The sequence below is a fragment of the Xanthomonas sp. WHRI 8932A genome, assembly GCF_035012785.1.
In the GTDB taxonomy this organism is placed as follows: Bacteria; Pseudomonadota; Gammaproteobacteria; order Xanthomonadales; family Xanthomonadaceae; genus Xanthomonas.
In genome coordinates this window covers 23,089-36,558 of the sequence record NZ_JAYGQQ010000001.1, presented here as the reverse complement: position 1 = coordinate 36,558, position 13,470 = coordinate 23,089, and the positions used below count along the sequence as shown (strand labels likewise).

The window sequence follows — 13,470 nt, the reverse complement described above, 5'->3', positions numbered from 1 at the left end:
GGGCGAGTGCAGCAGATGGCAATGGCACGCGAGCAGCATGGAGTCCACCCTTGGCTGTTCAACCACCGGCATGGGAGTCGCGCATCACCACTTTCCACCAGCGCTGGGCCTCTGAAAGGGACCTTAGCTTCGCTGTCCCGACCGCAAGGACAGGCCTCCTTCTCGTCGCTGGCGCTTTGTTGCGGCCCTTCGCTGTGCGCCGCTTGCGCGGTGCTCACTCCCGGGTGCGGTAGGGCCGAACGCTTCGCCTGTCGGTTCCCACGAGGCGCACAACGCGCTGGTGGAGAAGAACCGATGAAGCGCACCCAAGACCTGAAGGCTCAATACCAACTCCAGATGGACGAGGAGGGCATCTTGCTCGCAGCAGCCACCATCCTGGAGCAACGCCTTCAACGCCAAGGCCGCATCCACAGCCCTGACCAAGCCGGTGACTACCTGGTCGCCCGCTGCGCCCACCTGCCGCACGAAGTCTTCGGGGTCGTCTTCCTCGACACCAAGCATCACATCCTGGCAACCGAACATCTCTTCTTCGGCACGGTCGACGGCTGCGAGATTCATCCCCGAGTCGTGGCACAGCGTGCTCTTGAGCTCAACGCGGTGGCTGTCATCCTTTTCCACAACCATCCGAGCGGCAATCCAGAGCCGAGCGAAGCGGACCGCAAGGTCACCCAGCGCCTGCAGGAAGCCTTGGGCCTCCTGGACATCCGAGTGCTGGACCACTTGGTCATCGGTGGCCAGAAGAGCGTCAGCTTGGCGGCAAGGGGGTGGGCATAGCCCGCCTCTTCACCTATGTGGTCTATCGAAGCTAGACTGCTACGGTAGATGCACTCCAGGGAGCAGGAATGAAAGCGTTTCGCGTGCGGGGTATTGTGTGGGAGACCGACGGCAAGCGTCCCGTATTGCCCGCTGAAGCCACCGTCGAATGCGAGAGCGAAGGCGATATTGCCAATGTGCTCAGCGATAAATATGGCTGGCTAATGAGCACTTTCGTTGTCGTAGAGGAGCGTCAGGCCAGCGATCTCGATGAATCGGGGCAGAGCTGATGGGAGCGAGTGATTCAGATGTGAGAGCAATGACGGGCCGGGCTAGTAAGGAATGGCAGTCGTATGGCTTAGTTCATCATGTTCTTCAATCAGTTCAACAGTGTGGAGGCTGACCCAGGATCTAGGTGGTCCAATGCTAAAATGTGCCCGTCGTCTATCTCTCGGCTTTTTAGCAAGCAGCCGCCTAGAATGTGCTCATCGCTCATCCTGCCATATTGCCAGGCAAGCTCGGTGGACAAGAATAGGCAGGTCAATGACTGGAGCTGCTCGGTGTTTAAGTTTTCGATACGGCGGAATAGTTCGTCGTGATTGAACACTTCTAACCAATACATGGACGATCTGCTACAAAGAAGGTTCCTCTTAATACGGCAAGGAAAAGGGAAGTCAAGTGGCTGATTACAGAAACGTCCTAACATTCGAGACCATCGGTGGGAAGCGAGGTATCTTCCTGCAGTGTAATAAATCAGATGCTGTGTCTCAGGTGTTTCGTCTCCACCCAAGAGGAGGTAATGCGTTGGTTCGAGGCGACGTGAAGATGTGGCATACGAAAAGTAAGCCTGATGAGAGAGCTAAGCCAAAACAAATTCACTTAGTCATCGAGGATGACGGTGTGTATGAGATCACTAACCAGTCCAAGCTTGCAGGGTTCTATCTCTTTAAGAAATCCCCTACTGGTCGTATGACTTATTTTGCAATCAGTGCCCAGGAGAAGGACTCACTTCTCGCGTCTCCCGAAGGAGCCGACTTGGAAGTGTTGCTGCGAACGTTGAGGCAGTAGTAAGAAGCCGCCAGCCTGCCAATACTTGTAAAAAAGATGGAGCGCAACGCGTGGAGTCGACGATGGTCAATCAGCCAAAAGCTGGAGAGTTTTTTTTATTTGAGCCCGACCTTGAAAGCGACAGGCCGTTCCGTGGCGCAGTCTTCGAAAATGTACAAGCGTTGCTCACTCCACCACGTCTCATCCTGCGCCCTGAGGACGGCGGATTCCCTCCGTTGAGTGAAGCACCACGGCTCTTGTTTGATCCTGCCCAGGGACCCACGCCAAGGGACTTGGAAGGAGGCTTCAGCGGGTATTGGCTGGTCTCGGAACGGCTCCAACAAGTCATGGCCGCGGTTGACCCTGGCGCCTTCGCATTCGTTGAGTGCGAGACCCGTCTTGCGGACGGCACTAGAGGGCCGAGACACTTCCTCTGCGACGTTGTTCGCGAGGTAGATGCTTTGGACGAAGAAGCCTCAAGGTTGAAGATTGAGATTGATGAGGACTTCGTCAACGGGAAGTTCTATTCCCTCGGTGGAGGAGCCAGCTTGGCTTTCAGACGAGAGGTCTTGAGTGGTGCGCACGTGTTTCTGACGCCGTTCAATTCCTTTGTCGTTTGCGACCGATCTTTCAAGGAAGCTGTTCACAGCGCTGGAATACCTGAAGACCCTGCGGCGAGTGGCATCTCTTTCATCGACGCATCGGACATCTGACTGCCCTCAGGCGCGACAAGGAAGGAATCTGCACCATGCCCAACAACAGTCCCCTTTTCCAAGGGCACCACGGCATCGAGCAACAAACCCTGGGGCATAGCCGCCTGTTGAAAGCGCTGGCGGACACTGGGCGCTTTGAGATGGACGCGGGTTCGAATCTGATCAACATGCCGAACGACAAGGCGCTGGCTCATGCCCTTGGTGTTTCTCCTCACAGCGGCGGCCCTATCCGTGACTACCGCCAGGGCCTGGAGGACAGCCTCACCCGGTTGGAACGATCCAAGGACGGACGTGCTGCGTTGGCCGGCGATCCCGAAGCGCTGGATAGGGTAGCGGCGAAGGTCCATCGGCTCGGCGACAGCGTGCAGGTGGCTCTTATCAATGGTGACCTTCGCACCAACGCCGGGTTGGGGCAGACGATCGATCAGGCGCGGGCCCAGACCCAGGCGTTTTTCCAAGACCCAAACGGCTACGACAAGCTGCACGCTGGGCAGGTAGATGCCCATGGCCAAGTCAGTCCGCTAAACCGCCAATGGGGTGTGGTGACGCAGAGTGAGCCGCGTGTGCTTGCAACTCTCCAACACCTCCAAGGGTCCACGCAAGCGCTGACGCGCGGCGGCAATATGGACCTTCAGCGGCACGGTCTGTCGCAAGCGATCGCTAATGCGCACCAAGATGGACGCGTGGTGATGTCCGAGCGGGGCATCCTGGTGGTCGAGCAAACCCTGGGAGAGGAAGCCGCCCAGAACCTCCGTGTCCCGCGCGGGCAGCGCGGTGATGTCGCCATGCAGCTGTTGATGGGCGAGGCCTCTGCTCGGGGCCTGACCCGTGCTGGCGGACTTTTGACCACTGGCGCGGATGCGGTCATGACCGCGCGCACGGCGTCCGCGCTGATGGAGCAGGGAAACACCACGGCGGCACAGTCGGAGGTTCAGCACGCCATTGCCCGCAACGCGGGCGGTTGGGCTGGTGGTGCGTCCACGGCAGCGGCGCTGGGCAGCAGCGGAGGCTTTGTGCCTGCGGCCTTGGTGGTTGGCGACGCGGTCCTGATGAGCAAGGCCTTCGACAAAGGCGCCGATTTGCTGGACAACCGCGCCATCTACCACCAGACCGACAAAGCCGGTGTGGATTGGCAATTCAACGGCCGGGATTGGCAGCGCCAAGGCGCTTTCGAGCGCGGGGCCGATGGACGAGACACTCCTAGTCAGGCCCCAGTGGGGGCCAGCTACGCCAAGTCCCAGGAACTGGGTGCGGTGGCGAATGCCAGAGCTGCCGAGTTCGCGCTGGGCAAAGCACCGCCGCCGCAGGACCCATTCAACCTCCCGGCCCAGCCTGGCGATCGGACGGGTCTGGACAACCAGAATTGGCAGCGCAATCCGGCCACCGAGTCCTGGGAGCGCCAGGTCAAGACCGGCGTGACGGGTGCAAGCGACCAGGGTGTTTACGAGCCTCAGGCCGCTACCCCGGCGCAGGCGCAGCGCTTGAACCAAGAAGCCCTGTCGCGGATCGAGAGCAACATCGCTAATGGTCGTGAGGCCATCGCCCAGGCCTACCTTGAAAACCATGCCGCTCAGCGGTCACAGGATTACGGGGTGGTGGTGCCGGCGGCAGTGGAAAGTGCTCGTGCCCAGCAGGGCCGGGTGCAAGGCCACGATGGTCAGACCTACCAGCGCAATGAGGCTGGGCAGTGGACCAGCAGGGACGGGGTTGCCACCGGCAACCTGGCAGTGGAACTGGAGCTCACCAACCAGATGCGCCAGCCGTCCCTGGAGCGTGCTCAGGAGCACTTGGCGGCCATCCAATCGCGGCCAGCGCCCACGCCCGCGCAGATGGAGCACAACGAGCTCCTGCATCGCTACCGGGCCGCCGGCGTCGACCTCAACGCCCAAGAGAACAATCTTCAAGCGGTGGAGCTGGCCACCCAGCGCACCAAGCAGACCGAAGGCCTTGCTGGCCCGACGATGCAGCAGCTGAAGCCGAACGAGCACGGGCAATACGGCTACGACAGTCCCATTGCCCATTACCAAGTTGGCCAAGACGGGGTTGCCCACCAGGTCGCGTTGACGACCGCTGAGGAGCTACGCCAGGCCAAGGCCGAGCTGGGCCAGCCGGCCATGGCGCACGTGCCGACGCTGGGCGCGGTGTCGGTGACCGGGCCAGGGCGCAGCAAGGAGCAAGAGGCCGAACCGGCGCTGGAGAAGGCGGCGGCTGGTCCGCTATTGGCGGACAACCCCGCGCACCCAGACCACTCCACTTACCAGCAGATCCATTCCTGGGTGCGGGGCACGGGCAACTGGAACGAAGAAGAAAGCAAGAACGTCACAGCTTCGCTCTACAAGCAGCAGACCGAAGACCCGTTGCTTAAGCGAGTGGACCAGGTCACCGGGGGGCTAGGCCGAGATGGGGCACACAATGTCTTTGCGGTCTACGCGCCGCATGGGATGGGAGTCGCGCCCGTGTTTCATGCCCATGTCGATGGACGCGATGCGTCCCAGGAGCCGGCCCAGCAAAACCTCCAGCAAGCAGAGGTTATCAAGCAGGACCAAGTGCGTCAGCAGCAGATGGAACAAACGCAGCAACAGACGGCTCAGCAGGAACAGGGGCCACGAATGACCATGGGTGGGCCTTGATGTCATTTTTCGGCATGGCATGTCCGATGGAAAATGTAGAAGTGCATTTGAGCGATACCAAAACGGCGCTATGAAATCGGTCACTCCACTTTTGTATGCCTGATTCCACCTCATACCGTGCCACGCTGGTCGACAGTGCTCACGTCCGAAGCCTCAACCAGTGGGTCCGAGGCCAATGCCAGCGTGGTCTAGCGCTGCCGTTTTTCGACCCGCTGGATGGGGGTGAAAGGGCTCGGGTGATGGTGTTGCTGGAAAGCCCCGCTCGCCATGCCGCCACGCCGCGCTTTGTGTCGCGAGACAACCCGGTTCCTGCGCAGAAAAACTTGAAACACTTCCTCGAACAGGTGGCATTGCCGCGCAACGAGACCATCCTTTGGAACGCGGTGCCATGGCTGCCATCGGCAGGTGAGACCAAGAAACCACTTAGGAAGGCAGATCTACAGGAAGGGGTGGTGATGCTCCTGGACGTGCTTTCCCGCCTTCCCAGGCTTCACACCATTGTTTTTGCGGGGCGAATCGCCCAGCAGTGCATGCCCAGTGTCAGGGAGAGCTTCCCTCTGTTGGCCCTCTTCGGCATGCCTCACCCAAGCCCGCTGTCGGTCTGCACCAGCCCCGAGGTTACCAAGCGCATCTTGTCCGTCCTGAGCGAAGCCAAGCGCTCGCTTCAGACCGCTCCCGCTGCCCCACGCGAAGGGTGAATCAACTCCCCTTATTGAGCGAAGCGATGCAGGGAGAAACGAACAGGTTTCCCCGGTAAGCGCCGGCCAGTGTCTTGGCAAAGACGATGGCCCACATGACGGCCAACAACACGACCAGCGCCGTGCCCAGAACTTCGAAGAAGCTCAGGTGAAGCGTGGCCCCGAGGCGCAATGTCGTCACCGCATACACGCCCAGCGGGAAGGTGAACCCCCACCAGCCGAGGTTGAACGGGATGCCGTTTCGGAGGTAGCGCACGGTGATGAGCATGGCCAGCACCATCCACCACAATCCCAATCCCCAAAACAACAACCCGCTGATGAGGCCAAATCCCGCCGCCATGCTTCCTGCCGACTCGAGGCCTTGGGCAGCCAGGATGGCAGGGGCATCCGTGCCCAGCACCAGCATCCCCAGCGCGCCGGTTCCGATGGGGCCCAGCGACAACCAACTGGACGCCGCCATGCTTTCGTGCGGCAACTTATGCAACGCCATGCGCAGCAGCAAGATGACCAAGATGCTCAAGGCCACCGGCACCGAATATGCCCACAGCACGTAGCTGGTGATCAGCACATGGTATTGGCTTGCGGCGTCCGTGAGGTGGGGAGCCAGCAGCCCACCACTTGCGGCCGCGACCTCGGCCGCCACCACCGGCAACAGCCAAACGGCGGTCATCTGGTCGATGCTGTGCTGTTGGCGCGTGAACATCATGAAGGGGATCAGCACCCCGCAGGCCAACGACATGGCCACATCGACCCACCAGAGCGTCTCCGCCAACGGAAGCACATCCGCTCCCCACCTAGGCAGGCCGTAAAGAAGCAAGCCATTGATGATGGTGGCCAGCCCCATGGGAATGGTCCCAAAGAACATGGAAACGGTGGAATGGCCAAAGATCTGCTTGGCCTCGTTGAAAAACAGCAGCCAACGGCTGGCGTAGAGCGTGCTGAACAAAATGAAGAGCCCGATGTTGAAGCACCACAATGCTTCGCCAAGGGCCTTGGCCCACGGGGACGGGAAGGGAAGTTGGCCCAAGGCCAGCGCCAGGATGCCGGTGCCCATGGTCGCGGCAAACCAGTTCGGCGTGAACTGCCGAATGGCCTCGCGAGGGTTGGAAAGAGCGGCCAGGGGCCGGTGCCCGCCCATGATGGCCATCAGTTTGCTTTCGCTCATTGCAGCAGCCTCGCAGCGGGGCGTTGGGAACGAGCAGAGTCTAGGGCGGCTTCTAATATCTGTAAAACGGGTAATCTTGGTAAGAGTTACCTGTTTGGTGGATTGAAATGAAGGTCAGCCTCCGTCAGCTCCAAATCTTTTGCGCCGTGGCCGAGCATGGCAGCACCACTGGCGGCGGCGCCGCGGTGGCGCTTTCGCAATCGGCCACGAGCGCTGCGCTCAACGAGTTGGAGAGCGTGCTGGAAACGCGGTTGTTCGACCGAGTCGGCAAGCGGTTGCTGCTCAACGCCGAAGGCGAACGCCTGCTGCCGCAGGCACGGCAACTGCTCGACGGCGCACGCCAGATTGAAACCAGCTACCGCCCCGGCGCTTCCGATCGTCCGGTTCGCCTGCGGATCGGCTGCAGCACGACCATCGGCAACTACGTCTTGCCCCGTTTGCTTGCCGACTTGCGCAAGTCGTCCCCCCACATTCACGTGGACGCCGACGTGGCCAACAACGCCGCGATTGCGCGAAAGGTCGCTGACTTCCAACTCGACATGGGGCTCCTGGAAGGCCCTTCTCATCTTCCGGAACTTCATGCCGAGCCCTGGTTGACGGACGAACTGCTGATCGTCGTGGGGGGCCAACATCCGCTGGCCAAGGCCTCGAAAGTCACCAAGGCGGACCTGCGCCGGGCCGACTGGCTGCTCCGAGAGCAAGGGTCTGGCACCCGGGAAGAAGTCGAGGCGCTTCTGTTGCGCCATCTAAGCGACCTAGCCAACACGCAGCAGATCGGCAGTTCCGAGGCCATCAAAAACACGCTAGTCCAGGGAATCGGCGTCAGTTGCCTCTCCCGTTGGGTGGTGAGCGACTTGCTGTCTTCCGGGCGACTGGTGGCCCTTGAGCGCGTGCTTCCCCCGTTGGCCCGTCAGTTCTACTTGGTCAAGCACCGCGACAAGTTCATCTCTCAGGGGTTGGCCGGGGCTTGGGAACAGTGCCTGGAAATGGGGCGAGACCCCAAAAAGAAGATACCTAAAAAATAGGTCGGTGAAACAGGGATAATTTGTTTTCCTTCTTCGTTGCCATGGGCCAGAGTAGTGAGGTCCAGCAGATTGCTGCGATGAGAACGATCACCCGCGCAGTCGCGCAGAACCGGAGGATGCGATGAACCTGTTACAAAAAACGATTGCCGGCTTGGTTTTCGGCGGCGCGATGGCTGTATCGCTGGGCACTCAAGCGGCCGAGGAACGGTGGACCTTTGACGGCGATATCCGCAACAACTCGCTTGCTGTCAGCCCGGATGAGGCGACGGCCGTGGTGTCCGACAGTCGGCGCCCGGAAATCGTGGTCTATGACCTCAAGGCGGGCAAGTCCAAGCGGGTTTTATCGGGTTACGTCACGCCCCGAAATATCGTGTTCTCACCGAACGGCGCGTTCTTTTACGTCTCCGATAGCAGCTTGGGCGTGGTGCGCAAAATCGATAGTCAGACGCTCAAAACGGTTGCCGACCTTCCGTTGGGTGCCGGGGCCTTCGGCACTACGCTCAGCAAGGACGGACGCTTTTTGTATGTCAACAACGAAGCGGCCAGCACGGTCTCGGTGTTCGACTTGAACAGCGATCGCCCGGTGGCGGTAGTGACTGGCTTCTCGCAGCCTCGCCAGGGCATCCGTATCAGCCCAGATGGTGCGACGGCTTACGTCACCAATTTCAAGGGCGACAAGATCAGCTTGCTGGACACAAAGACCAATACGATTCAAGGCGAAATCACCGGCTTCAACAAACTGCGGGCGATTTCCATCTCGTCGGACGGCAAAACGCTGTATGCCGCCAACAGCGGCAGCAACACCGTGGCTGTGGTCGACACGGCCAAGCGTTCGATCACCACCACTATTGCCGTGGGGAAGGACCCTTACGGCGCAGCGCTCACGCCCGATGGCAAGCACGTGTATTCGGGGAACATGGCGGACAATACCTTGTCGGTCATCGACACGCAGACGCTGAAAGTGACTGGAACGATTTCGGGCTTCAAAGCCCCAAGGCAGGCCATTGTCTTCAGCAAGGACCTCAAGAAGGCGTATGTCCTTAACGAGGATCTGAGCCTTTCGGCCGTCGACTTGGCAACGAACAAGGTGAGCAAAACACTGATAGCCGATTGAGGAGCACAGCGTTTGCGGGAAGAGGGCGGCGCTGTGCCGTCCTCCTTTTTCCAAACGTCGTCTCCCGCTTCTTGAATTGCCAGATCGTGAGCCCTTTAAGTGCTTGGTAATGCGGCTCGCGCGGCGCCTCGCAAACGAGCGGCTTGCCTGACGCTGAGTTCTTTGCGGGCGTCCAAGTGTTGAAGCAACGCTCCTGCTAACTCGTCGTCGTCCAGCACATGGGCGTCAACTGAGAAGACCAAGTCGGCCACATTCTGCCGCCGCTTCGCTTTTTCTCGCCTCGCGGTTTGCCTGGCCTTCAACTCAATGCGCTGGTTGGCTAAAAGCTCCTTCGCTTGCAGTTGGGCTAACTGCTTTGTGGCTCGGGCAATGCGGTCGTGGTAGTGGCTTGTGGCAGTCATGCGTTTCTCCAATGATCCCGTCTTTGAGTCAATCACGGAAAAGCACCTAGTCAAGTTTATGCGGGTTCGAAAATTTCCAGCACTCAAAAGTTGTTCGATGCTGAAAAACAGTGCGTAAAAGAAAGAAGCAAGAGCGCACTGATGCAATGTCTTCGACATAGCGCGCGCCAGGTGCTACGCCCCCGGACCCCCAAGCGCTCCGCGCTTGCGCAAATCAAAAGCCACGGCATAAAGAGAGCAACCTTATCTGGAGCTCTGCATGGCCATCTACCACTCTCGCGTCAAAGTTTTTAGTCGTTCCCGAGGCGATTCCGCTGTCGCAGCCGCTGCCTACCGGGCTGGTCTACTTCTCATCGATCACCTCACCGGTCAGCGTCACGATTACCGCCGTCGCGGCGGTGTCGTGGAGACCATCTGCCTGGTCCCCCAGGACGCGCCCGACTGGGCGTTGATCCCTGGGGAGCTCTGGCCGAAAGCCGAGGCGGCGGAGAACCGCAAGAACTCGGTGGTGGCCCGCGAGTTCGAGGTCGCCTTGCCCCACGAGCTCAACGACGAGCAGCGGTCCGTGCTCGCCACGGCCATTGGCCAAGCGCTGGTCGCCCGCTACGGGTTTGCTGTGCAAGCCAGCATCCACTCGCCGGGCTCCCGTGACGGCCTGAACCATCACGTCCACCTCCTCGCCACCACGCGGCGGTTGACCAGCGACGGCTTTGCCGAGAAGACGCGGGAGTTGGATGGCGGCGCGTCTGGGAAGATCGAGATCGAATGGGTTCGCCACACCATGGCTTCCACGATCAACGAGCACTTGGCCGCTGCCGGCATCGATGCTCGGGTGGACCACCGCCGCCTGGAGGTCCAAGCAGAGGAGGCTCTGGCTCGCGGGGACTGGGCCGAAGCCATGGTGCTGTCTCGGCAGCCCACGAAACACGTGGGCAAGACAGTCACGGCATTGGCTAGTAAGGGGGTGATGACCGACCGTGCGGCTGAGAACGCGCGCATCGTTCGAGAGAACGAGGAAGCCTTTGAACAATTGCTTGCTCAAGCCGAGCAGGAGGGCAGGGCAGTTCCAGGCTCCAGTGGTCATAGCCATAACCAGGCGCAGCGTGACCGTCGACGCCGAGCTGGCTCCACGAACGACCTTCAAGCCTCTGTGCCCGGGTTGGAAATCCACGGGTTCCGCGGCATGCGCCTCTCGGATGCCCTGGGTCGGCCTGCGGAAGATGCGCGAGTGCGACCGCTGCGCTCTATCACTGAGCTGGTAGCAGAGGCAGCTCGGGACCTGGCGGAGATATTCTCGACCCGGCCAGACCTGGCGTTGAGCGCTACGCAGCGCGTGGTGGAGCAGTGGACCGCGCGTGCAGCTGCCCTTGTCGATAGTGTCGATTTGCGCAAGTGGCTTAACGGGCTGGTTGAACGACTCGGCCGTCTGAAACGGAGCGTGCTCAAGTTCGCCCAGCGGACCAGCTCCTTGGGGCGTGCCGAGAAGCTCTTCCACTTGGCCGAACAGGCGTGGGAGCAGTTCAACGGCGACCACCCTCGTCCCGATGGCGAGTGGGCCTCTCAAGAATGGGAAAAGCGGCGGGGAAGGCGGTTGGCCGTCTTGGAGAAGCGCACAGCTGAACTGGGCGCAACCCAGGCGGCCGTCTCAGAGCAGCAGTGGAACGATTGCGAGAACGAGATTGAGACCCGCGCGGCTCAAGTGGAACAGTGGAGCGAAGCGATGCTCGCAAGTCCAGAGCCTGAAATCGTCCATGGCTCTGTTGGATCTATTGACGCTGCTCCTGCTTTGCCCAAGCCCTCCCCATTGCCGACGCCAGCGCCACGGCCAACAAGTCGGCGCCCGCGGCCATAATGAATGTCAAAAGCCCCGCATCTGCGGGGCTTTTTTTTCTTGGCCCTCAGTGCCGGGGCCGAGGACGCAAATCTATGTGCTCGACTCCAGTGGACTCCTTGGGACGGGGGACATTGTCCTTGTTCTTCTTCTTGCGTGCCTCTCGCCACTCCTCAATGGAGGTAGGCATGGTCGGCACGACGTTGCGATCCACGACCGCTCGTTTGACGAGGATGGGTTGAGCAGGCGCCATGGCCGACGCCTGGGTTTGACCGGCCGGCCCCGGCCCGCCGAGCCTCAATAGCTCGGCTGCCAAGTCGAGGGCGTATTGGATGTCTTCCACTTCGTGAGGGGGAAGACGGGTCGTGCGCTGCTGGAGGAGGTGGCCGAGCAGGCGGCTAGCGATGTGAATCTGTGTTTGTTGGTGCATGGGTGCTCCTGTGTTGGGTAAGCCCTCATCCAACCAAGAAACGGTGCTTACGCAAGAGCTCGCTTGTGGCTGCATTTCACAAATTTGAATACGCGAAGAAATTCGATGGCAGTTATGCCATTTGACGAATAGAAAAGATTTCAACTAGGTCGGCATCCCCGATTCGTCGTTTGTAGAAGCACATGGACCGCTGAGGCAATGGGAGCAATCACGCCGTATCGGGGGGTTCTGGCTTGTGCGCGATGCTGACCGACCAGCCGCCGGTCTCCTCCCGTTGCGTGGTCAGCAGGTCGTAGGTTTTGACCATATTGAGCAACCCCGAATGGCCATAGAGGTTGGGTGAGAAGGACGGGTCAGTGCGTTTGAGGTATTGGCCCAGTGCTCCCAGTCCAACCTTGCCTTCAGAGGTGTCTCCCGTCAGCAGGGTTACGGCTTCAACCAAGAACCGAGGGCGGCGCTTGGGTAGCGGCTTGGCTTCAGCGCGGGGCGCTTCTTCTTTCGCCGCCTCCGATTTCAGGACAGGAAGTTCATTGCCCTGGACTTCGGGTGCTGCCGCTTCCTTGGCCTTCCGGTCCCATTCGAAGAACTGGTCGCAGGCGTTGCGCAAAGCATCCGGGGTCTTGGGCTCGCCCACGATGAAGACCGTCGCTCCACGCTCCCGGAGCTTGCGGCAAAGGTAAGAAAAGTCCGAGTCGCTCGTCACTAGGCAAAAGGTATCGGCTCGGTGATCGAACAACGCCTCCAAGGCGTCGAGCGCCAAAGCGATGTCGGCCGTGTTCTTGCCGGAGGCGTATTGGTATTGAAGGCACGGAGTGAACGCCTGGCGGACCAGGACTTCCTGCCATTTGTTGGCGAGGGTGTTGTGGTTGCCATACCCACGGCGCAGCACGACCCGGCCGAACTGGGCCACCATGAGCAACGCGTGCTCGACGATGTCGGTCGGGACGTTGTCGCAATCGACCAACACGGCGACACCTGCTTCAAGCGGGCTGTTTGAGTTGCTCATGTCTGTGAGGTCCGAGTTTATGCAGACGGACAATGGCGTCAGCAACTTGCCGATGGCAAGCGGGCGCTAGCAATCGAGCCAAGACCGGGGCTATGATCGAGGAAACATTGAAAGGAAACCTGCTTGGCAGGCTTTCTGCAACGGTTAGAAGGGCTTAGGTCGAAGGTGATCCGATCCCACTCTCTCCGCCAATATCCATCTAAGTCATTTATTTGGTTGAACTTATTGTGGATAGCTGAGTCTGCCAGCGAAATGTAGATCGGGAAACATCTCCCGAGTGCGCATGCCCCATCATCTTGTTCGCACCCTCGCCGGCAACTACGCTTTTCGTAGGTGTGTGACCAGCGACTTGCAGGTCATCATCGGCCGCAAGGTCATCAAATAAACACGTCGGACTGCGAACGTCGCCTCAGCCAGGTTGCGAGCGAGTGTGTGCCCAGCGATTTGCAGGTCATCATCGGCTGCAAGATCATCAAACAAACACGTCTGACTGCGAACGTCGTCTCAGCCAGGTTGCGAGCGTTTGTCTTGGCATCAGGCTAGGCTCACGCGTATGACGTGTTAAGGGATCGATGGGTAGATCGGTTTAGCAAGAAGGATCTGGAAGCGCTCGTTGATCGCCTAAGCAGCGTGCAGGTCGGCGCCATCTCACGTCTT

The 13,470-nt window shown here is 60.0% G+C and carries 12 protein-coding genes; 8 read left to right on the top strand and 4 right to left on the bottom strand.

Going from position 1 to position 13,470, the window contains the following annotated elements; all coding sequences use genetic code 11:
• Window positions 1-294 precede the first annotated feature (294 nt).
• The 5 genes from radC (at window position 295) to VC212_RS00115 (ending at window position 5,841) form a co-directional block, all read left to right on the top strand.
• Complete coding sequence (gene radC / locus VC212_RS00135; protein ID WP_274497647.1) at window positions 295-774, top strand: DNA repair protein RadC; 480 nt, start codon at window positions 295-297, stop codon at window positions 772-774.
• 68 nt (window positions 775-842) lie between these two features.
• On the top strand, window positions 843-1,043 hold the full coding sequence (locus tag VC212_RS00130) for a hypothetical protein (protein ID WP_068574169.1): 201 nt from the start codon (window positions 843-845) through the stop codon (window positions 1,041-1,043).
• Between the two features lie 828 nt (window positions 1,044-1,871).
• Window positions 1,872-2,513: a DUF1629 domain-containing protein gene (locus VC212_RS00125; RefSeq protein WP_274497646.1), complete on the top strand. Its 642-nt coding sequence runs from the start codon at window positions 1,872-1,874 to the stop codon at window positions 2,511-2,513.
• Between the two features lie 35 nt (window positions 2,514-2,548).
• Window positions 2,549-5,143 (top strand): XVIPCD domain-containing protein, encoded by a 2,595-nt coding sequence (locus VC212_RS00120; protein WP_323514013.1) that lies wholly within the window; start codon window positions 2,549-2,551, stop codon window positions 5,141-5,143.
• Between the two features lie 95 nt (window positions 5,144-5,238).
• Window positions 5,239-5,841, top strand: coding sequence for a uracil-DNA glycosylase (locus VC212_RS00115; protein ID WP_055828832.1), 603 nt, complete (start codon window positions 5,239-5,241; stop codon window positions 5,839-5,841).
• A 1-nt stretch (window position 5,842) separates the two neighbouring features.
• Here the strand turns inward: VC212_RS00115 and VC212_RS00110 are convergent, their stop codons facing one another.
• The gene (locus tag VC212_RS00110) at window positions 5,843-7,006 is read right to left on the bottom strand and encodes a TDT family transporter (RefSeq protein WP_075287973.1); all 1,164 of its coding nucleotides are present in this window, start codon (window positions 7,004-7,006) and stop codon (window positions 5,843-5,845) included.
• A gap of 107 nt (window positions 7,007-7,113) precedes the next feature.
• Between VC212_RS00110 and VC212_RS00105 the strand changes: the two genes are divergently transcribed.
• Window positions 7,114-8,031: a LysR family transcriptional regulator gene (locus VC212_RS00105; RefSeq protein ID WP_055828830.1), complete on the top strand. Its 918-nt coding sequence runs from the start codon at window positions 7,114-7,116 to the stop codon at window positions 8,029-8,031.
• Between the two features lie 121 nt (window positions 8,032-8,152).
• Window positions 8,153-9,145, top strand: coding sequence for a beta-propeller fold lactonase family protein (locus VC212_RS00100; RefSeq protein ID WP_055828826.1), 993 nt, complete (start codon window positions 8,153-8,155; stop codon window positions 9,143-9,145).
• A gap of 95 nt (window positions 9,146-9,240) precedes the next feature.
• Here VC212_RS00100 and VC212_RS00095 read toward each other — a convergent pair whose 3' ends face one another.
• On the bottom strand, window positions 9,241-9,705 hold the full coding sequence (locus VC212_RS00095; protein ID WP_235452845.1) for a hypothetical protein: 465 nt from the start codon (window positions 9,703-9,705) through the stop codon (window positions 9,241-9,243).
• 100 nt (window positions 9,706-9,805) lie between these two features.
• Here VC212_RS00095 and VC212_RS00090 point away from each other — a divergent pair, with 100 nt between their 5' ends.
• Entirely contained in the window at window positions 9,806-11,398 is a 1,593-nt protein-coding gene (locus tag VC212_RS00090; protein WP_323514012.1) for a MobA/MobL family protein, read from the top strand.
• 46 nt (window positions 11,399-11,444) lie between these two features.
• Here VC212_RS00090 and VC212_RS00085 read toward each other — a convergent pair whose 3' ends face one another.
• Both VC212_RS00085 and VC212_RS00080 read right to left on the bottom strand, forming a co-directional pair.
• Window positions 11,445-11,807, bottom strand: coding sequence for a hypothetical protein (locus VC212_RS00085; protein WP_229015290.1), 363 nt, complete (start codon window positions 11,805-11,807; stop codon window positions 11,445-11,447).
• A gap of 208 nt (window positions 11,808-12,015) precedes the next feature.
• Window positions 12,016-12,813 (bottom strand): NYN domain-containing protein, encoded by a 798-nt coding sequence (locus VC212_RS00080; RefSeq protein WP_184577938.1) that lies wholly within the window; start codon window positions 12,811-12,813, stop codon window positions 12,016-12,018.
• Window positions 12,814-13,470 lie beyond the last annotated feature (657 nt).

What these genes read in the sequence shown, in the direction of transcription:
- VC212_RS00115 (WP_055828832.1), top strand. Translation starts at nt 5,239, where the DNA reads ATGCCTGATTCCACCTCATACCGTGCCACGCTGGTCGACAGTGCTCAC.
- VC212_RS00120 (WP_323514013.1), top strand. Translation starts at nt 2,549, where the DNA reads ATGCCCAACAACAGTCCCCTTTTCCAAGGGCACCACGGCATCGAGCAA.
- radC (WP_274497647.1), top strand. Translation starts at nt 295, where the DNA reads ATGAAGCGCACCCAAGACCTGAAGGCTCAATACCAACTCCAGATGGAC.
- VC212_RS00130 (WP_068574169.1), top strand. Translation starts at nt 843, where the DNA reads ATGAAAGCGTTTCGCGTGCGGGGTATTGTGTGGGAGACCGACGGCAAG.
- VC212_RS00100 (WP_055828826.1), top strand. Translation starts at nt 8,153, where the DNA reads ATGAACCTGTTACAAAAAACGATTGCCGGCTTGGTTTTCGGCGGCGCG.
- VC212_RS00080 (WP_184577938.1), bottom strand. Translation starts at nt 12,813, where the DNA reads ATGAGCAACTCAAACAGCCCGCTTGAAGCAGGTGTCGCCGTGTTGGTC.
- VC212_RS00110 (WP_075287973.1), bottom strand. Translation starts at nt 7,006, where the DNA reads ATGAGCGAAAGCAAACTGATGGCCATCATGGGCGGGCACCGGCCCCTG.
- VC212_RS00105 (WP_055828830.1), top strand. Translation starts at nt 7,114, where the DNA reads ATGAAGGTCAGCCTCCGTCAGCTCCAAATCTTTTGCGCCGTGGCCGAG.
- VC212_RS00095 (WP_235452845.1), bottom strand. Translation starts at nt 9,705, where the DNA reads ATGTCGAAGACATTGCATCAGTGCGCTCTTGCTTCTTTCTTTTACGCA.
- VC212_RS00090 (WP_323514012.1), top strand. Translation starts at nt 9,806, where the DNA reads ATGGCCATCTACCACTCTCGCGTCAAAGTTTTTAGTCGTTCCCGAGGC.
- VC212_RS00085 (WP_229015290.1), bottom strand. Translation starts at nt 11,807, where the DNA reads ATGCACCAACAAACACAGATTCACATCGCTAGCCGCCTGCTCGGCCAC.